Raw genomic sequence first — 18,129 nt, 5'->3', positions numbered from 1 at the left:
CGGCTTGATATATAATGAGACTCATTATTATTTAAGTCTCTATGGCCAGCCTTCCGTGAACGACCATTCTTCCGGGGACGTGCTGTCGGCGTCCGACATGCAGCAAAAGCTGCATGTTCTGTATTGCGATCATCGTGCCTGGCTGCACGATTGGCTGCGCCGCCGGCTGGGCTGTTCGCATCATGCCGCCGATCTGGTGCAGGATGCGTATGTGCGCGTCATTGTGTCGGGGCGGATTCCCATGCCCGAGCGGGCGCGTCCGCATTTGATGCAAATCGCCAAGGGGCTGGTCATTGACCGGTATCGTCGTCAGCAGGTTGAACAGGCGTATCTGCACGCTCTGGCGCAGTTGCCCGAGCCATGTGTGGCCTCTCCCGAAGAACAGGCCATCACGCTGGAGCTGTTGCTGCGCATTTGTGCTGCGCTCGATGGTTTGCCGTCCCGTGTCCGGGAGGTGTTTTTGCTGTCCCGTTTTGATGGCCTGACCTATTCGGTCATTGCACAGCGTCAGGGTATTGCCGTGGCGACGGTGCGCAAGTACATGTTGCAAGGGGCACAGGCCTGCTTTGCGGTGATGGCCGATGGGCTTGGCGATGTGGAGTTGCCGCTGTGAGCCGTGCCTGGGCGGCCACTCCACAGGACAGCCGGATCGAGACACAGGCACTGCAATGGCAGGTCGCGTTGTGGTCGGGCGAGGTGCAAGAGCACGAGTTGCAGGCGTTCCGGGACTGGCTGCAGGCCGATCCAGAGCATCAGGCGGCCTGGGAGCGCGTGGAGCGCTTTGGCAGACAGATGCAGGCGGCCCCCCAGGATGTCGCGGCCCATGTGCTGCGGGCGGGTCTGTCGCCGCAGGCCGTGCAGCGGCGGCGCAGCATTTTGCGGGGCCTGTTGTTGGTGGCCGGTGGCGGCTTGACGGCCTATGGCGTGGGTAGAACCCCGCATTGGGCGCACTGGAATGCCGATTATCGTACCGGGCGGGGGCAGCGCGCAGAATGGACCTTGCCCGATGGCACGCAGCTTGCCCTGAATACGGACAGTGCCCTGGATGTGCAGTACGACTTGGCGGAACGTCGTTTGGTGCTGTTGGCCGGCGAAGTGCTGGTGTCCACGTCGCCGGACACGCAGTCTCGGTCGCGTCCTTTGGTGGTGCATACCGCGCAAGGCACGGTGCAGGCGTTGGGTACGCGTTTTCTGGTGCGCCAGTACCCAGACGGGGCGTTGCCTCGGGTGTCGGTTCAGGTGTATGACGGGGCCGTTCAATTGCAGGCGGGCCATAGCGGCCGCCGTCTGCGTCTGGATGCCGGACAGCAGGCATTCTTCAACCAGATTGAATTTGGCGGACTGGCAGCGGCCGATGTGCAGGCATTGGCTTGGCAGCGCGGTCTGCTGGTGGCCGAACGCTGGCGGCTGGCCGATTTTTTGCGGGAGCTGGCCCGTTACCGCTCGGGTGTGCTGCGTTGCGATCCGGCGGTGGCGGATCTGATTGTGTCGGGTGTGTATCCCCTGCGGGACACCGATGCCATTTTGCAGTCGCTGGCCCAGGCGCTGCCGGTGCGGATCAGTCGGGTGACGCCGTACTGGGTGACCGTGTCGGCGCAGCCGTAGCACTTTTTCTGTTTCGTTCGGGATACAGGTAAGGGCCTCGATTTTTATGTAGGCCGATTTGTCGACGAACAGGGAAGATACGTGATGCGAGTTAGGTCTACTTACTTGGCGGTCAGCCGCCCAGCCTTGGGGCATTGGGTGTTTGCGGCCAGTCTGTTGTGCAGTGGCACCTTGGCACCGGTTCAGGCCCAGCCCCCGGCTGCTGTGCAGGTACAGGTCCAGATTGCGGCTGGTACGCTGGATCAGGTGCTGAATCGCTTTGCCGCCCAGGGTGGTTTTATGCTGGCGATTGATGGTGCCTTGACGGCGGGCAAGTCCAGTGCGGGTTTGAGCGGTCGCTACACGCCGCAGCAGGGGCTGGCGCGTATTTTGCGTGGCAGCGGGCTGGAGGCGGTGGCCCAGGGCGACGGTTTTCGCTTGCGCCCGGTTCCGGCACGCAGCAGCCGCAGCTACGAGGAACTGGAGGCAGTGCGTGTCCAGGCCAATCGAGAAACCGCCACCGGGCCAGCCAATGGCTTGCTGGCCACGCGCAGCGCCACGGCCACCAAGAGCGATGTGGCCATTATGGATACACCGGCCTCGGTCGCCGTGGTGACGCAGCAGCAGATTGAATCTCAGGCCACGCGTACGGTGGGCGAGGCCTTGCGGTATGTGCCGGGCGTGGCCGTGGAGTTTGATGGCGTGGATTCGCGCTTCGATACCATGTCGTTTCGGGGATTCAATGCCGATTCGGTGGCCTGGCTCGATGGGATAAAACTGGCTGGCGGCAGTGGCGCGGGCAATAACTGGACCTTGCCGCAGGTCGATCCTTTCATGCTGGAACGGATTGAAGTGCTCAAGGGCCCGGCGTCGGTGGTCTATGGGCAGGTCGTGCCTGGCGGCATGGTCAATATGGTCAGCAAGCGCCCTACCCGCGTCGATCAGCGCAATATCGAATTGACTGTCGGTGCGCCACGTCAACTGCGCGGCAGCGTCGATCTGGGCGGCGCGCTGGGCGAACAAGGCGTCAGCGCCTGGCGCTTGCTGGCGTTGAACTCGGACACGGAAAGCCGCAGCGAACACGTCAAGCGCAAGCGCACCCTGATTGCGCCGTCGGTGACGCTGCCTTTGGGCGAGGATGGAGAAATTGTCTTGATGGGTTCGATCCAACGCGACCGGGGTGGCAGCGACTACATGTGGCTGCCCGCCTACGGTACTTTGTTCGATAACCCCAACGGCAAAATTCCGATTTCGCGCTTTATCGGGGAGCCGCATTTCGACCGTTACGACCGCGATCAGGATATGGCGGGCTGGTCAGCCGTGTATGACGTCAACGACAACTGGACGTTGCGCCAGAATCTGCGCGTGCAGCGCATCAAGTCCGTGATGGAGTCGGTGACCAGCGATATGTATGCTTACGATGACCCGTCCGCCGGCGGCTGGGATTGGCGCACCTTGGAGCGTTATGCCAACCGTGGCACCGGCTCGTCGCGTTCGCTGGGCGTGGATACGCAATCCGAATGGCGTTTTTCCACGGGCCAGGCCGAGCATGCTGTGCTGTTGGGGCTAGATTTCTACCGTAATTCGTTTGATGCGCGCCGGCAGATGGCCGATGTCGGGCCGGCTGGCAGCAGGGGGGCGCTGGATCTGTACGAACCTGTGTATGGTGCGGCCATCGGTTCGTTCACTACGCTGAGCGAACTAAATAGTCGCAAGCGGCAGACCGGTGTGTATCTGCAGGATCAGATCAGCCTGGGCAACTGGCGCCTTGTGGCGGGGTTGCGTCATGACCGCTCGGTGATCAGTGGCCAATCGCGTCGTCGCAGCGGCCAGACGAGCGATCTGGGTCAGCGCGACCGGGCGACCACGGGGCGACTGGGCGCGTTGTACCGCTTTGATTCGGGTTGGGCACCGTACATCAGCTACGCCACCTCTTTCGAGCCGGTGGCGGGCGTGACGGCGGACGGCACGCCGTTCAAGCCCATGCGGGGCAAGCAGACGGAACTGGGGATCAAGTATCAGCCGGATGGTGCGCGCTGGATGGCCACGGCGGCGGTATTCGATCTGCGCCAGACCAACCGATTGACCGACGATCCGATCAATGGTTACCCCGAGCAGGTGCAAAGCGGCGAGCTGCGTTCGCGCGGGCTGGAACTGGCGGTGACAGGCCGCTTGTCGCCCAACTGGTCCGTCATCGGCAGCTATTCCTTTCTGGACACCAAGGTCATCAGCAGCGAAATTCCTGAAGAAAAGGGCCAACCGGCACTGTATGCGCCGCGCCATCAAGCAGCCTTGTGGGTGGACTATACGTTTACAGGTTCTCACGCGCTGGCCGGTACTGTCATGGGCGTAGGCGTGCGTCACGTCGGTTCGTCCCGCGGGGGCGACATAGGCGTGGCCGGTGGCGGTTATGCCAGCCTGCATATTCCGGCCCATACCGTGGCGGATCTGCGTGTGGCGACCCAGTTGGGACGATTCTCGCCTGTGCTTAAAAACAGCGAACTGTCGTTGAGCGTGACCAATATTGCCGATAAGCAGTACGTCAACGGTTGCGGTTCGCTCTGGACCTGCGGTTGGGGCCTGGGCCGACAGGCTTCTTTGACTTTCTCGGGACGTTTTTGATGAAACGCATCGTGACAACAATACTGTTGGCCTTGGCCCCTTTGGCGGCAGCCAGGGCCGATGCAGCGCCGGCGCAGCCTGCGCCGGGTTGCGCCTGGGCCTTGCTGAATCCCGCCCAGGGTGTCTCCACGGGGGCCTGGGGCTGGGCGGATCTGGAGCGGCGCGTGCCTATCGATGTAGACACGCAGTTCAATCTGGCGTCCTTGTCCAAGCAGTTTACGGCGCTGGCCGTGCTGCTGTTGGTTGCCGATGGCCGCGTGGATCTGGATCAGCCTTTGGGTGCTTACTTGGAATCGCTGCCGGGCGAGTTGGGTCGGCCCAGCATCCGGCAGGTTCTGCAACATACCGGTGGCCTGCCGGACTATATCGACCCCTTGTACAAAGCCGGTCGCGGGTCGGAAACGGCCACGGTGGCCGATACCATGGCTGTGTTGGCGGCCGCGCCGACGCTGCGTTTTGAGCCGGGCGTGCGCTTTGAATACAGTAATACCGGGTATTTTCTGCTGGCCCAATTGGTCGAGCGTGTCAGTGGCCAGGCCCTGGCCGTATTTTCGCAACGCTATATTTTTGGTCCGCTAGGCATGACGCAGACCGCGATTGTGGATCGTTATCCGGCCGCTCTGCCCCGTTTGGCGCGGGGCTATCGGGTCGAGAAGGGACAGACGCAGGTGGTCGAGTCGAGCTGGGAACAAACCGGCGACGGGCAGGTACACAGCAGCGCGACCGATTTGCATCGCTGGCTGGTGCATCTGGATCAGGATACTGTTCTGGACAGTCCGGGCGGTCGGCCATTGGCGGGCGTGCGGACGGCCCTGACGCAGGGCCAGGCCGTGAAACCCAAGGGGAATTATCAGTTTGGGTTGGAAACCGGGCTGCTGGCGGATGTCGCCGCCTGGGGGCATGCCGGTGGCTGGGCCGGCTATCACAGCTTTATGGCGTATGCGCCCCAGATGCACCGGGGGGCGGCAGTGGTGTGCAACGCGACGCATCTGGATGTGCGTGCCATGACGCAACGCTTGTTGATATCGGGTATTGGTCAGTTGCAAGCGCAGGCGTATCGTTAGCGTGTCGGACGCTTGCGACCCGCCGGATGTGGATGGGGCAAGACCGGCGGGCAGCCGGTTTGTGCCGGAAAAGGGACAATCGGGCCTGGGAATGGGATTGTCCCAGGCCCAAGCGTTCCGGGGCGCATTGGCTGCGTTAGAATCATTGTGTCCAGCCGCCGGGCTGGTTTCTTTTTTCTACTTTGATCAAGGTTTGCCGTTATGGAATTCGATCGGGCCGGTGTACGTGCATTAATGGAAATTACCCAGCGTCCGGAGTTGGTTTTCGTGCGAGGAGAAGGCTCCTGGCTGGAAGACCATAACGGCAAGCGATACCTGGATACGGTTCAGGGCTGGGCAGTGAACGCGCTGGGTCATAGCCCTGCCAGCGTCATCAAGGCGATCAACGATCAGGCCGCCAAGCTGATCAACCCTTCGCCCGCCTTTTACAACGAGCCCTCCATCGAGCTGGCCAAGCGCATCGTCACGCATTCCTGCTTTGACCGAGTGTTTTTTGCCAACAGCGGTGCCGAAGCCAACGAAGGCGCAATCAAGCTGGCCCGCAAGTGGGGACAGGTTTATAAAGATGGTGCTTACAAGATTATTTCTTTCGAGCACTCTTTTCATGGCCGCACTCTGGCCACCATGTCTTTGTCCGGCAAGCCGGGCTGGGATCGTCTGTTTGCCCCGCAAGTGGAAGGCTTCCCCAAGGCCGAACTGAACAATCTGGAATCGGTGCGCGCACTGATCGACGATAAAACCGTGGGCATCATGTTGGAGCCGGTGCAGGGCGAAGCCGGCGTCATCCCCGCTACCGTCGAGTTCATGAAAGGCCTGCGCGCCCTGGCCGACGAGCACAAACTGCTCCTGATCGTGGACGAAGTGCAGACCGGCATGGGCCGCACCGGCACCTTGTTCGCGTACGAACATGCCGGAGTCCTGCCCGACATCATGACGCTAGGCAAGGGCATCGGCGGCGGCGTGCCGCTGTCGGCTCTGTGTGCCCGAGAAGAAGTGGCGTGCTTTCAGCCGGGCGATCAAGGTGGCACCTACAATGGCAACCCCTTGATGACCGCCGCTGGCGTGGCCGTGTTCGATGAACTGACCTCGCCTGGGTTCTTGGATGCGGTCAATGCTCGCGCCCAGCAATTGTCCGAAGGTTTGCTGGCCATCAGCGCCAAGTGGGGCATGAAAGGCGAACGAGGCGTCGGCTTGCTGCGTGCTTTGATTCTGGATCAGGACGACGGCCCGGCCTTGGTCAATGCAGCCCGCGAACGCGCGCCCGAAGGCATGCTGCTTAACTCGCCCCGCCCTAACCTGTTGCGTTTCATGCCTGCGCTCAATATTACGGCTCAGGAAGTGGACTTGATGTTGGCTTGGCTGGACGAATTGCTGGTGCAGGTGCGCGGCTAAAAGGCGCTCTTGCAGAAAGAAAATCCGCCTTCGGGCGGATTTTTTTGGCCTTCGGAGGCCGAGGTGGCAGGCGGGCATTGCCCTGGCCTTAGTGGGCATGGTGCGTGTGCGACGGTCGCCATCCCGCGCTTTAAAGCCCGTCAGAAAGTTGGCTGAGGGGCATGCCAAGGACTTTATGCGTGGTTATAGCATGGCGCTTATTTTTTAAAATAATTTGTATATCAATAACTTAAAGAAATGTAGATGGAGTCTTGCCGCGCATAAGTAAATGATTGTTCTGTTGTGGTGCGAGGGGCATCGAGTCGATGTAATAGAAGCTTGTAAGATTTGCCTGCATGAGCAGGCCAACCCTTTTAGGCGCTGTTCATCATGCTCCAGCATTTTTCCAAATTGATTCTCGCCGGTGCCCTTGTGCTGGCTATTTCCCCTGCCAGTGCCGCAGATTCTTTGCGAATCGGCGTTGTTCCGGGTGCGTATGCGGATTCCATTAACGCAGCGGCCAAGGACGCCAAGGCGCAAGGCATCAATGTCGAGGTCATCGAGTTTACCGATTGGACCACGCCCAATGTGGCCGTGGACAGCGGCGATATCGACATCAACTATTTTCAGCACCAGCCTTTTCTGAATAACGCCATCGAGAAAAACGGCTACAAGCTGGCCAGCGCCGGCACGGGCATTCTGGCCAATGTGGGCGTGTATTCGCTCAAGCATCAATCGGTAGACCAAGTGCCGCAGGGTGGCAAAGTAGGGATTGCCAATGATCCTGTGAACCAGGGCCGCGGCCTGTTGTTGCTGCAAAAAGCGGGGCTGATCAAGCTCAAGCCGGAAGTGGGGTATCTGGGTAATCTGGACGATATTGTCGAGAACCCCAAGAAGCTAAGTTTTGTGGAGGTTGAAGGCCCGCAACTGGTGCGCATTACTGGCGATGTGGATATTGCCCAGGGCTATCCGCATTTCATTGTGGCCGCCAAAGCCTTTGATCCATCCAGCGGTTTAGCGTATTCCGGCATCGAAGATGCGCAGTTTGCGATTCAATTCGTCGTCAAGGCCGAACGAATTGCCGATCCTGTCATTCAAAAATTCATTTCCATCTATCAAAACTCCCAATCCGTGCGAGATGTTTCGCGTGCGGCTTTTAATAATGACGAACGCTTATACAACCTGGCTTGGCTGAAGGTTCAAGGGGGGGCTAAATAATGGCGACTACTTTTTCACATTATGCGCGGCGTTGGGCCCTGGGTTTTGTGTTGGCCGCCCTTGTTCCGCTGAGCAGCGTGGCTGCCGTCATTAAAGTTGGTTCGATACCGGGCGTGACCTCGGATGCCGTGCAGGCTTTGATTCCGGAAGCCAAAAAACAGGGTCTGGATATTGAGCTGGTGGAGTTTACGGACTGGACCTTGCCCAACGAGGCGGTCAACAACCGTGATATCGATGTGAATTTCTTCCAGCACGAAGCCTTTTTGAGAAATGCCATCAAAGAACGTGGCTATGGCTTGCAATTGATCGGCCTGGGTTTGCTGCAAAACATCGGTTTGTACTCGAATAAATACCGGTCTTTGGATCAGGTACCCAAGGGGGCCACCGTCTCTGTGCCGAATGATCCGGTCAATCAGGGGCGGGGCTTGCTGCTGTTGCAGAAAGCGGGCCTGATTACGCTGCGCAATGGTCTGGATACCGGCGCGACCGTGAACGATGTCGTGGGCAACCCGAAGCAGCTCAAGTTGGTGGAAATTGAGGGGCCGCAGTTGATTCACTCTTTGCCGGATGTGGATCTGGCCGTGGTCTGGCCCAGCTACTTTGTCAGCGCCGGGCGTAAGGCGGATGCGGGCAAGGCATTGGTGTATTCGGGCATAGCCGACACCTTTTATGCCATGGGTTTTGCCGTGCGCAAAGACCGTGCCGGCGACCCAGTCTTGCAGCAGTTTGTGCAGTTGTTCCAGCAGTCAAAGGCGGTGCGCGACATTATTGACGAGCGTTTTGATCACAACCCCAATCTTTACACATTGCCCTGGCAAGGCAAGCAGCGTAGCGAGTAAGGCATATGGCATCGACATCATTACTACGACGTAATCTGGACGATCTGCGCGATACGGCTACAGAGCTGGCCGGGCTTCGCGAGCTTAAAAAAGCCAGTGCGTCCCTCAAGGCAGAGTCGGCGGCACAGGCCAAAGCCGTACAAGCGGGCAGTGTGGTCTTTCGCAATGTATCCAAAACCTATCAATCGTCGGCGGGTGCCGTGCCCGCCTTGCAGGATATTGATCTGGAAATAGCGCCGGGCAGCATTTTTGGCATTATTGGCCGCAGCGGCGCGGGCAAGTCTAGCTTGCTGCGCACGATTAACCGCCTGGAGCGCCCTACAGGCGGTCAGGTCTTGGTCGATGGCGTGGACATTGCCCAATTGAATGAGTCTGATCTGGTGCGCTTGCGGCGGCGCATCGGCATGATTTTTCAGCACTTCAATTTGCTGTCCGCCAAGACGGTGTACGAGAACGTGGCTTTGCCTTTGAAGGTGGCCGGTGTGGCCGCGCAGGATATTGCGCGGCGTGTGCAGGAATTACTGCAACTGGTGGGCCTGCAAGACAAGGCGGATACCTATCCCAGCCGTTTGTCCGGTGGGCAAAAACAGCGTGTGGGCATTGCCCGCGCCCTGGCCAGTGGCCCGGAGATTCTGTTGTGCGACGAGGCCACATCGGCGCTGGACCCGGAGACCACGCAATCCATTCTGAGTCTGCTCAAGGACATTAACCGCCGCCTGGGTATTACCGTGGTGCTGATCACGCACGAGATGAGTGTGATCCGCGAGATTGCCGATCGTGTGCTGGTACTGGAAAAAGGCCGTATTGCCGAACTGGGCGAGGTCTGGCGCGTGTTCGGCAAACCACAACACGATGCAACCAAGGCTTTGCTGGCTCCGCTGCAACATACGCTGCCCGAGGATCTGCAGGCGCGTCTGGTACAGCAGCCACCCAAGCACGGGGGATACAGCCGTATCTTGCAATTGAGCTACAGCGGCGAAGGCGGCAGGGAGCCGGATTTGCTGCGCATTGCGCGCAGCCTGCCGGGCCAGCCGCAGTTGATCCACGGCGGGGTGGACCGTATTCAGGGCCATGCCCACGGACGTTTGCTGGTGGCCATCGACGGTCATGCGACCTTGCCTGATTTGCAATCGTTGACGCAAGGCCCGACGGCCATCGCGCATCACATTGAGGATATTGGATATGTTGTGGAATCTGAGTATTCCCATTGAGCGCTATGGTCAGGCCTTGCTGGACACCTTGATGATGGTGGGCGTATCGGGCGTGATTGCATTTCTGGCCGGCATTCCCTTGGCGATACTGTTGATCGTGACAGCCCCCAATGGGTTTTGGGCGTCGCCCAAGATCAATCGGGTCGTGGGCAGTGTGGTGAATGGTTTCCGTGCCACGCCTTTCATTGTCTTGTTGGTGGCGCTGATTCCGTTTACGCGTTTGGTCGCAGGCACCACGATTGGCGTGTGGGCCGCGATTGTCCCTTTGGCCATTAGCGCGACCCCCTTTTTCGCCCGCATTGCCGAGGTCAGCTTGCGCGAGGTGGATGCCGGTTTGATCGAAGCCGCCCAGGCGATGGGCTGCAAAAAATGGGACATTGTGCGTCATGTGTATCTGCCCGAGGCCCTGCCCGGCATTGTGGGCGGCTTCACGATTACCGTGGTGGCCTTGATCAGTTCTTCGGCAATGGCGGGCGCGGTCGGTGCCGGCGGTCTGGGTGATCTGGCTATCCGTTATGGCTACCAGCGCTTCGATACGCAAGTCATGTTGATTGTCATTGCCGTACTGATTGCCTTGGTGTGCGTGGTGCAGTTTGCCGGCGACCGCTGTGTGCATTGGCTGCGCAGCCGTTGATGCCGGTGCCGTAAGCACTTGACCCCCCTGTTTTTTCATTGAAAAGAGTACCGCATGACAGATCGGAATACTCGGGGCGCAGCGTTGTCTGACGCGGGAGCCGCGCAACGCCTGCCGCTGCCCCCTCACCCTCCCTACCGCATAGGCAGCGAAGCCGAAGCCTTGGCGGTGGCCCGGACATTGGCGAGTGAATTTGCCCGAACCGCTGCCGAGCGTGACCGCTTGCGTCTGCTGCCGTGGGACGAGATCGAGCGTTATACCGCCAGCGGCTTGGGCGCGATCACGATTCCCAGGGCCTATGGCGGTTTGGACGCTTCCAACGAGACACTGGCGCAGGTTTTCGCCATCATCAGCGCCGCCGATGGATCGTTGGGGCAGATTCCGCAAAACCATTTCGCCTTGATCCAGAACCTGAAAGATACAGGTAGCGCAGCGCAGAAACAGCGCTGGTTTACGGCGGTGCTGGCCGGCGTGCGTCTGGGTAATGCGGGGCCGGAGAAAAAGGGCAAGGCCGCACGCATAACCGAGTTGACGGCGCAGCTCAGCCGCGGTGCCGATGGTCGCTTGCGCGTCAGCGGCACGCGTTTCTATTCCACCGGCGCTTTGTTTGCACACTGGATTCCTTTTCGTGCTGCTGATGAGCAAGGGCGCAACGTGCAGGTGTGGGTGCGCCGCGATGCGCCCGGCGTACACGTCATCGACGATTGGAGCTCGTTTGGGCAGCGCACTACCGCCAGTGGCAGCGTGGTGTTCGATCAGGTGCTTGTTGACGATGACGACATCATAGAAAGCTGGCGTTTTGCCGATGTGCCCTCTTTGTCCGGGCCGGTCTCGCAATTGATTCAAGCCAGTATCGATGCCGGACTTGCACAAGGCGCTTTGCGCGATGCGCTGGATTTTGTGCGCGAACGGGCACGGCCCTGGAGTGATTCGGGCGTCGCCAGCGCTACGCAGGACCCGCACATTATTCAGGAAGTCGGCGCTTTGCAGATCGAGGTGGATGCCGCGCAGGCCGTGTTGCTGGAAACAGCGCGTCTGTTGGATGGCCTGGCCGCCGCCCCGGTGAATGCGGATGCCAGTGCCCGCGCTTCTGCGGCGGTGGCCGAGGCCAAGATCCTGACCACGGAAGCCGCTTTGAACGCCAGTGAACAGCTCTTTGCATTGGCTGGTTCTTCGGCCACGCGGGCGGCTCACAATTTGGATCGCCACTGGCGCAATGCCCGCGTACACACCTTGCACGACCCGGTGCGTTGGAAATATCACCTGTTGGGCAATTACGTGCTTAATGGTGCCGCGCCGCGCTACCACCAATGGAATTGAGGCCATGACGACACAGATCAGCCAGTCCGCACGCATTATCCAGTCCGAGGCCCAGGCATTGCAGGTGGCGGACGAGTTCGCGCAGTCGATCGCACAGAACGCCCTGGAACGCGACCGCGATCGCATCCTGCCGTATAAGGACGTGGAGCAGTTCAGCCAAAGCGGCCTGTGGGGCATGACGGTGCCCAAGGAATATGGCGGCGCAGGTGTGTCCAGCGATGTGCTGACCCGCGTCGTGCAGCGCATCGCCGCGGCCGACGGCAACTTTGGTCATATCCCGCAAAATCATTATTACGCGTTGGAAGTGCTGCGCGTGGGTGCGACGCACGAGCAAAAAGCCTTTTTCTACGACCAGGTGCTGCAAGGCAAACGCTTTGGCAATGCCTTGGCCGAAATCGGTAAAAAAGACTTTGTGCGCCGCACGCAATTGCTGAAAGAGGCCGGGGGATGGTTTCTGGATGGCCGCAAGTTCTATTGCACGGGCTCCTTATTTGCGCACTGGATTCCAACCCTGGCGACGGCGCAGGACGATGACCGCCTGTATCTGGTGTTTGTGCCGCGCGAGGCCGCCGGTGTGACCTTGACCGATGATTGGGACGGTTTTGGCCAGCGCGTCACCGGCAGTGGTTCGGTGCAGTTTGACCGCGTCAAGGTCGAGCCGTATTGGGTGGTGCCGTTTAGCGATTCGTTTGACCGTCCGACGACCATCGGCCCGTATGCCCAGATCATTCACGCCGCGCTGGACCTGGGGATCGGTCAGGGGGCTTTGGAGGCAACCCTGTCCTTTGTGCGTGAGCATAGCCGTCCGTGGATTGATGCGGGCGTGGACACGGCAGCCCAGGACCCGTTGTTGCTGCACGAGGTAGGGAATGTGCATGTGCGTTTGCGTGCCGCCCAGGCCTTGCTGGCGCGTGCCGCCCGTTTTGTGGATGCCGCCCAGTTTGCCCCGGATGAAGATAGCGTGGCGCAGGCCTCGATTGCCGTTGCGCAAGCCAAGGCCCTGTCCACCAGCGCCAGCGTGTTGGCAGGCAGCAAGCTGTTCGAGCTGGCCGGCACCGGCGCCACGCTGGCCCAGCATGGGCTGGACCGTTATTGGCGTAATGCCCGCGTGCATACCCTCCACGATCCGGTGCGCTGGAAATACCACGCCGTCGGGAATTACGTACTGAATGGGGCGCGACCGCCGCGTCATGGCGCGTTGTAAGTGCACAAGGGATGACTTTGGGTACGGGGCCGATTTTGGCCGGCTCTGCGCCGCTTTGTTTCGATTGGATTCTGAATGATGACTATCTCGCAATTTCTGAAAAAGCTGACCGCCCTCAGCGCATTGGCCACCATGCTTGCGGCGACTAGCATGGTTGGTGCCGCGCCCTTGAGAATTGGGGTTGTGCCCGGCATTTTTGCCGACTCGGTGCAGGTGGCTGCACAACAAGCCAAGGCGCAGGGGCTGGACGTGCAGGTCATTGAATTTACCGACTGGGCTACGCCTAACGTGGCGCTGGATGCCGGGGATATCGATTTGAATTACTACCAGAACAGTAATTATCTGGCCAATGCAGTGCGAGATAAGGGCTTTAAGCTGGTCAGTGTGCAGTCGGGCATTCTGTCCTATCTGGGCTTGTATTCCCTCAAGCACCCTACTCTGGCCGATCTGCCTGATGGGGCCAAAGTGGCGATTGCCAGCGATGCCGTCAATGTCGGTCGTGGGCTGCGTCTGTTGGCGCACGCCGGTCTGATCGAGTTGCGTCCGCAGACGGGGTTGTTGGGTACGGTGGGCGATATTGTGTCCAATCCCAAGCGGTTGCAGTTTGTGGAAGTAGAGGGTCCGCAATTGGCGCGCGCGACGCAGGATGTGGATCTGGCACAGGGTTTCCCCTATTTTATTTTGGCGTCTAACGCGTTTGATGCGACCAAGGCACTGGCACTGACCAGTTACGAGGACGACTCTTGGGCGATCCAGTTTGTTGCGCACAGCGACAAAGCCGCTGATCCGCGCATTGCCCGGTTTTTGGACATCTATAAGAACTCGCCCGCCGTGCGCCAGGCAATCGACCAGTTCTACCGGGGCGAACAAAAGCTGTATCGCTTGACCTGGGTAACGCAATAAGCAAGGAGGCCGGCCAATGACGCTGCCCAAAAAACACATCCACGTGAATGCATTCAACATGAACTGCGTGGGTCATATCCACCACGGTTTATGGACGCACCCACGGGACCGCTCGACTGAATATCACACCTTGAAGTATTGGACGGATTTGGCCCGGACATTGGAAAAAGGCTTGTTCGATGGCATGTTCCTGGCTGATGTGGTGGGGTACTACGACGTGTACCAGCAAGGCGTGGATCTGACGCTGCGCGAGGGCATTCAGCTACCCGTGAACAATCCTTGGTTGCTGGTGTCGGCGATGGCGGCCGTGACCGAGCATCTTGGTTTTGGTCTGACGGCGTCGGTGGCCGCGCATCACCCCTACACCTTTGCGCGGGATGTCAGCACACTGGATCAGTTGAGCAATGGCCGCATAGGCTGGAATATCGTGACCGGCTACGTGGACAGCGGCGCGCGCGGTCTGGGTCAGGATGGCCTGGATGCGCACGACAGCCGTTACGACCGGGCCGACGATTTCCTGCAATTAGCCTATAAGCTGTGGGAAGGCAGTTGGGAGGATGGCGCGTTGCTAGCCGACAAGCAACGTCGTATTCATGCCTTGCCCGAAAAGGTGCATGCGGTGCATCACGACGGGCCGTTTTACCGCAGCCATGCCATCCACATGAGCGCGCCCTCCCCGCAACGCACTCCCTTGCTGTTTCAGGCGGGTACGTCGGCGCGTGGCTTGCAGTTTGCCGGGCAGCATGCGGAAGGGGTTTTTATTGGCGCGCGGGACCCGCAGGCTGCCAGGGAGTCGTCCCGCAGGCTGCGCCAGGCAGCGGTGGATGCCGGCCGGCAGGCTCAGGATGTGAAGGTATATGCCGGGGTGGCGGTGGTCACGGGTGCGACCGAGGCCGAAGCGCAAGAAAAATATGCCGACTATCTGGCCCATGCCAGTTCGGAAGGTGGTCTGGCGCATTTTGCGGCCAGCACCGGCGTGGATTTTTCTCGATACGATCTGGATGAACCGATCAGCTTCGGAGGTAGCAATGCTATTCAATCGGCAGCGGCGGCGGCTCAAAAACAAGGCTGGACGACACGTCGCAAGCTGCTGGAGCAGTTTACGCTGGGCAGCCGCTACAACACCATTGTGGGCGATCCTGGGCAAGTGGCCGATGCCTTGACGAACTGGATAGACGAGGGCGAGATCGACGGTTTTAACTTGACCCGTATCGTTGTGCCCGAAACCTGGGAGGACTTTGCCCGGTACATCGTTCCCGAACTGCAAGACCGTGGCCGTTATCGCACGGCCTACGAAGGGGGGACGTTGCGCCAGCAGTTATTTGGTCGTGGCGATCGTCTGGCGGCACATCATCCGGCTGCGCAGTGGCGGCAGCAGGGCGTGATTGAAGCGCGCCCCGTTAATGTGTAGCCGGTGTTGCGTGATTTAACGTGGCAACTGAAACAGCCTGGCCGCATTGTCATAAAACAGCTTGTCCAGAATGACGTCCTTGAACCCCAACTGCTGAAAGTCCTCGATGCTTTGGCGGATGGGCCGGAAGGTATAGGACGAGCCAAACAGCAATTGGTCGGACAGAAAACTGTTGGCCGCCTGTACATAGCCTTCGTGGCCGGGCTGGAAGATATACATGTCCGGCACCAGGTGTACGTTCTCGTGCAGGAAGGCCAAGCCGATTGCCTGTTGCACGTTAGGCCAATAGCCGTGGTAGACCACCAGCGGCAGATCGGGGAAGGTTTTGGCGACTTTGGCCAAGCCTGCCGGGTCGTTATAGCGCGGGTCCGGCGTGGTCGGGCCGCTCATCAGAAATACGGGCACCTTCAGATGGCGGGCCAGTTCGTAAACGGGCCAATAGATCGGGTCGTCCGGGTGGCGGGCCGGGACACCAAAACCGGGTTCAAGGTCGATGCCGGACAGACCCAGTTCCTTGATGGCGCGTTCGGCTTCGGCCAAGGCGGCATGTTCGCCTTGCAGGGCCGGATCGATGCCGGCAATGCCCAGCAGTTCGGGGTGCCCGTGCACGATCTGGTGAATGGTGTCGTTGGGCAAATGCTGCGATGGAGTGTGGCGGCCTACGACCACGGCTTTGCTTAGCCCTGCCTGGCGCACTTCGTTCAGAAAGCCGTCCTGGCTAAGGGATTGTTCGAAATGGGTATCGCTGCCGCGCGTGCCGACGCGGCGGTTTAACCAGCGGGCGGTCGCGTGTTCGGGCGAACCGGGCTCGGCTCCGAAGAATTTATGCAGAAAGGCCGGCCGGCAGCGCAGGTCTATGATTTTTTGGCTCATGATGCAGCAGAAAGTTGTTGGTTTTGGACGCCGCGCGCATCAAAGGCCCCCCCTGTCTGCGCACGATCCCGAATGGTGACGGCTTGCTTGCCTAGCAGCGGGAACACCAGCTCGGCAAAGCGTATGGATTCTTCCAGATGGGGGTAGCCCGAGAGCACAAAGGAGTCCGCGCCCAGGTCTATGTATTCCTGCAAGCGCCGGGCTACGGTTGGGGCATCGCCGACCAGGGCTGTGCCGGCTCCGCCGCGCACCAGGCCCACGCCGGCCCACAGATTGGGCGAGACTTCCAGTTGATCGCGACGGCCTTTGTGCAGGGCGGCCATCCGCTGCTGTCCCACCGAGTCCATGCCGGCGTATTGGGCCTGTGCTTTGGCAATGTCCTCGTCGGTCAATTTGCTGATCAGGCGATCGGCTTCGGCCCAGGCTTGTTGATTGGTTTCACGCACGATGACATGCAGGCGCACACCCAGACGTAGCTTGCGGCCACGCGCGGCAGCGCGGCGGCGGATATCGTCAAATTTTTTGCCGACGGCGGCCGGTGGTTCGCCCCAGGTCAGGTAGGCATCCACATGTTCGGCAGCCAGTTCGTGGGCGGCGTCCGAGGAGCCGCCGAAGTACAGCGGTGGGTAAGGCGTTTGCACGGGCGGGAAAAAGTTGCGGCCATGCTCGACCTTGAAGTGTTTGCCCTGAAAGTCGACGCGTTCTCCGGCCAACAGCCTGCGCCAGATCGTCAGGTATTCGTGGGCATATTCATAGCGGGTATCGTGGTCCAGAAACACGCCTTCGGCGGCCAGTTCGGTGGCATCGCCGCCGGGCACCACATTGAGCAGCAAGCGGCCATGCAGGGCCTGGTCCAGGGATGCCGCCTGACGTGCGCTGGATACGGGCATGCCCAGGGACGTACGCAGCGCGACCAGCAGTTTGATGCGTTGGGTCACCGGCACCAGACTGGCTGCCACCACCCAGGGGTCCAGGCAGGATGCACCGGTGGGAATCAGCAGGCCGTCGTAGCCCAGGTTCTCGCTGGTGACGGCGATGCTGCGCAGGTATTCGTTGGTGGGCGCGCGGCCAAAGTCGGATTTACCCAGGTAGCGGGTATCGCCCGAGGTAGGCAGGAACCAGAAAAGATCGGGCGTGATGGAGGTGATCTGGCTCATGCGGCCTGCTCCTGCGTAACGGCCGTGTCTTGTAGCAAACGGGCCTGCACGCCTTGCAGCACGGGCACAGCCAGATTGATGGTGCGTTGTATGTGCTGTTGAAGGGCGTCGCTGGTGATGACGCCGTCATGAATGTCCTCGGGCGTGGCGTAGACGCCAATCGGCAAGGTCAGTGACTGGAAAAAGCTGAACAGGGGACGCAATTGGTGCTCAATGACCAGGGCATGGCGCTGGCTGCCGCCGGTGGCCGCCAGCAGCACGGGCGTGCCGTTCAGGGCGTTCATGTCGATCAGATCGAAGAGGTGTTTGAGTAGGCCCGGAATGCCAGCGCGAAAGATGGGAGTGCCCACAATCAATAAGTCGGCGTTTTCAATGGCTTTGATGGCGTGTTGGGCATCCGTGGGCAAGGCATCGGTCGACAGGGCCGCCCCAAGTTCGGGAAGCAGGTTGACCAGTTCGATATGGTGTACGTGCAGCGCCAGATGATCGTTCAGGCTGTCTCGCAGGGCATCCAGCAGTACTTGTGTGCGGGATGGGCGGTGCAGACTGCCGTTCACAATAACGGTTCTCAACGGGCGGATCATGGCAATTCCTTGCAGTGAAATCGGAGCAAGACGCCGCCCGAGAGTGGCGGCGTCTGTGCGAGTCAATGCCTTGTATTACATGCCTGATCGTCGCCGGGGCGAAAGACAATTAGCTCATGTGTTTATGGGGCCTC

General features: G+C 60.1%; 16 protein-coding genes. 13 read left to right on the top strand and 3 right to left on the bottom strand.

What is annotated here, in order from left to right:
* The first annotated feature begins 55 nt into the window (after positions 1 to 55).
* The 13 genes from AADW57_RS00790 (at position 56) to AADW57_RS00730 (ending at position 15,381) form a co-directional block, all read left to right on the top strand.
* Positions 56 to 613, top strand: coding sequence for a sigma-70 family RNA polymerase sigma factor (locus AADW57_RS00790; RefSeq protein WP_341668167.1), 558 nt, complete (start codon positions 56 to 58; stop codon positions 611 to 613).
* A complete protein-coding gene (locus tag AADW57_RS00785) occupies positions 610 to 1,605 on the top strand; it encodes a FecR domain-containing protein (RefSeq protein ID WP_341668166.1) in 996 nt (331 codons plus the stop codon). The genes AADW57_RS00790 and AADW57_RS00785 overlap by 4 nt, the downstream gene beginning before the upstream one ends.
* Before the next feature lie 84 nt (positions 1,606 to 1,689).
* Complete coding sequence (locus AADW57_RS00780; protein ID WP_341668165.1) at positions 1,690 to 4,206, top strand: TonB-dependent siderophore receptor; 2,517 nt, start codon at positions 1,690 to 1,692, stop codon at positions 4,204 to 4,206.
* Between the two features lie 11 nt (positions 4,207 to 4,217).
* Complete coding sequence (locus AADW57_RS00775; protein ID WP_341668164.1) at positions 4,218 to 5,270, top strand: serine hydrolase domain-containing protein; 1,053 nt, start codon at positions 4,218 to 4,220, stop codon at positions 5,268 to 5,270.
* A 201-nt stretch (positions 5,271 to 5,471) separates the two neighbouring features.
* Positions 5,472 to 6,662, top strand: coding sequence for an acetylornithine transaminase (locus AADW57_RS00770; protein ID WP_341668163.1), 1,191 nt, complete (start codon positions 5,472 to 5,474; stop codon positions 6,660 to 6,662).
* Between the two features lie 369 nt (positions 6,663 to 7,031).
* The gene (locus AADW57_RS00765) at positions 7,032 to 7,859 is read left to right on the top strand and encodes a MetQ/NlpA family ABC transporter substrate-binding protein (RefSeq protein ID WP_341668162.1); all 828 of its coding nucleotides are present in this window, start codon (positions 7,032 to 7,034) and stop codon (positions 7,857 to 7,859) included.
* Positions 7,859 to 8,698, top strand: coding sequence for a MetQ/NlpA family ABC transporter substrate-binding protein (locus tag AADW57_RS00760; protein ID WP_341668161.1), 840 nt, complete (start codon positions 7,859 to 7,861; stop codon positions 8,696 to 8,698). The genes AADW57_RS00765 and AADW57_RS00760 overlap by 1 nt, the downstream gene beginning before the upstream one ends.
* A 5-nt stretch (positions 8,699 to 8,703) precedes the next feature.
* The gene (locus AADW57_RS00755; RefSeq protein ID WP_341668159.1) at positions 8,704 to 9,909 is read left to right on the top strand and encodes a methionine ABC transporter ATP-binding protein; all 1,206 of its coding nucleotides are present in this window, start codon (positions 8,704 to 8,706) and stop codon (positions 9,907 to 9,909) included.
* Entirely contained in the window at positions 9,881 to 10,543 is a 663-nt protein-coding gene (locus tag AADW57_RS00750) for a methionine ABC transporter permease (protein WP_341668158.1), read from the top strand. The genes AADW57_RS00755 and AADW57_RS00750 overlap by 29 nt, the downstream gene beginning before the upstream one ends.
* A gap of 54 nt (positions 10,544 to 10,597) precedes the next feature.
* Positions 10,598 to 11,863 carry an SfnB family sulfur acquisition oxidoreductase gene (locus AADW57_RS00745; protein ID WP_341668157.1) on the top strand — a complete coding sequence of 422 codons (1,266 nt, stop codon included), beginning with the start codon at positions 10,598 to 10,600 and terminating at the stop codon, positions 11,861 to 11,863.
* Positions 11,864 to 11,867: 4 nt separating this feature from the next.
* Positions 11,868 to 13,067, top strand: a complete 1,200-nt coding sequence (locus AADW57_RS00740) for an SfnB family sulfur acquisition oxidoreductase (RefSeq protein ID WP_341668155.1) — start codon at positions 11,868 to 11,870, stop codon at positions 13,065 to 13,067.
* A 78-nt stretch (positions 13,068 to 13,145) separates the two neighbouring features.
* Positions 13,146 to 13,970, top strand: coding sequence for a MetQ/NlpA family ABC transporter substrate-binding protein (locus AADW57_RS00735; protein ID WP_445819190.1), 825 nt, complete (start codon positions 13,146 to 13,148; stop codon positions 13,968 to 13,970).
* Positions 13,971 to 13,986: 16 nt separating this feature from the next.
* Entirely contained in the window at positions 13,987 to 15,381 is a 1,395-nt protein-coding gene (locus tag AADW57_RS00730) for an LLM class flavin-dependent oxidoreductase (RefSeq protein ID WP_341668153.1), read from the top strand.
* A gap of 15 nt (positions 15,382 to 15,396) precedes the next feature.
* Here AADW57_RS00730 and AADW57_RS00725 read toward each other — a convergent pair whose 3' ends face one another.
* The 3 genes from AADW57_RS00725 to msuE are packed head-to-tail and all read right to left on the bottom strand — an operon-like array spanning position 15,397 to position 17,995.
* Positions 15,397 to 16,254, bottom strand: coding sequence for an amidohydrolase family protein (locus AADW57_RS00725; RefSeq protein WP_341668152.1), 858 nt, complete (start codon positions 16,252 to 16,254; stop codon positions 15,397 to 15,399).
* Positions 16,251 to 17,411 (bottom strand): FMNH2-dependent alkanesulfonate monooxygenase, encoded by a 1,161-nt coding sequence (gene ssuD / locus AADW57_RS00720; RefSeq protein WP_445819160.1) that lies wholly within the window; start codon positions 17,409 to 17,411, stop codon positions 16,251 to 16,253. The genes AADW57_RS00725 and ssuD overlap by 4 nt, the downstream gene beginning before the upstream one ends.
* Positions 17,408 to 17,995, bottom strand: a complete 588-nt coding sequence (gene msuE / locus AADW57_RS00715; RefSeq protein WP_341668151.1) for an FMN reductase — start codon at positions 17,993 to 17,995, stop codon at positions 17,408 to 17,410. The genes ssuD and msuE overlap by 4 nt, the downstream gene beginning before the upstream one ends.
* Between the last annotated feature and the right edge of the window lie 134 nt (positions 17,996 to 18,129).

The organism is Alcaligenes sp. SDU_A2 (assembly GCF_038237375.1).
GTDB lineage: Bacteria > Pseudomonadota > Gammaproteobacteria > Burkholderiales > Burkholderiaceae_B > Alcaligenes.
This window is presented reverse-complemented; position numbering and strand designations above follow the sequence as displayed.

What these genes read in the sequence shown, in the direction of transcription:
- AADW57_RS00780 (WP_341668165.1), top strand. Translation starts at nt 1,690, where the DNA reads ATGCGAGTTAGGTCTACTTACTTGGCGGTCAGCCGCCCAGCCTTGGGG.
- AADW57_RS00740 (WP_341668155.1), top strand. Translation starts at nt 11,868, where the DNA reads ATGACGACACAGATCAGCCAGTCCGCACGCATTATCCAGTCCGAGGCC.
- AADW57_RS00755 (WP_341668159.1), top strand. Translation starts at nt 8,704, where the DNA reads ATGGCATCGACATCATTACTACGACGTAATCTGGACGATCTGCGCGAT.
- AADW57_RS00735 (WP_445819190.1), top strand. Translation starts at nt 13,146, where the DNA reads ATGACTATCTCGCAATTTCTGAAAAAGCTGACCGCCCTCAGCGCATTG.
- AADW57_RS00745 (WP_341668157.1), top strand. Translation starts at nt 10,598, where the DNA reads ATGACAGATCGGAATACTCGGGGCGCAGCGTTGTCTGACGCGGGAGCC.
- AADW57_RS00770 (WP_341668163.1), top strand. Translation starts at nt 5,472, where the DNA reads ATGGAATTCGATCGGGCCGGTGTACGTGCATTAATGGAAATTACCCAG.
- AADW57_RS00765 (WP_341668162.1), top strand. Translation starts at nt 7,032, where the DNA reads ATGCTCCAGCATTTTTCCAAATTGATTCTCGCCGGTGCCCTTGTGCTG.
- AADW57_RS00760 (WP_341668161.1), top strand. Translation starts at nt 7,859, where the DNA reads ATGGCGACTACTTTTTCACATTATGCGCGGCGTTGGGCCCTGGGTTTT.
- AADW57_RS00725 (WP_341668152.1), bottom strand. Translation starts at nt 16,254, where the DNA reads ATGAGCCAAAAAATCATAGACCTGCGCTGCCGGCCGGCCTTTCTGCAT.
- AADW57_RS00730 (WP_341668153.1), top strand. Translation starts at nt 13,987, where the DNA reads ATGACGCTGCCCAAAAAACACATCCACGTGAATGCATTCAACATGAAC.
- ssuD (WP_445819160.1), bottom strand. Translation starts at nt 17,411, where the DNA reads ATGAGCCAGATCACCTCCATCACGCCCGATCTTTTCTGGTTCCTGCCT.
- msuE (WP_341668151.1), bottom strand. Translation starts at nt 17,995, where the DNA reads ATGATCCGCCCGTTGAGAACCGTTATTGTGAACGGCAGTCTGCACCGC.
- AADW57_RS00750 (WP_341668158.1), top strand. Translation starts at nt 9,881, where the DNA reads ATGTTGTGGAATCTGAGTATTCCCATTGAGCGCTATGGTCAGGCCTTG.